Here is a 262-nt window from a genome sequence, read left to right as displayed (position 1 = left end):
CCATGTAACGCTGAATGAAGTCCTGATACTTGGGCAGCAGTTCCTCGCGCTTGAGTGCCTGACGCCCGGCGAGACCCTTGATATCGCTCAGGCGCTGCAGATCCTGATCCAGCGACGCTTCCATCAGCAGCAGGTGCTTTTTTGCGTTGGCCGGGCTGCTCAGGGCTTCCGCCGGCGAATACGCGGCCGGTGCCGCTGCAGCAGCAATCACTGCAGCGGTTCCCTGAGCCAAAGTGCGGCGCTTGTGTGCGAGAGCCAGGCT

1 pseudogene is annotated in these 262 nt (G+C 62.2%); it reads right to left on the bottom strand.

What is annotated here, in order from left to right:
- Positions 1-262, bottom strand: a pseudogene (locus tag ACW9IR_RS29955) (phage terminase small subunit); the annotation flags it as partial.

It is taken from the genome of Pseudomonas sp. SDT291_1_S447 (assembly GCF_054070155.1).
The sequence above is the reverse complement of the archived record's forward strand: the minus strand, read 5'-3'. Positions and strand labels throughout refer to the sequence as shown.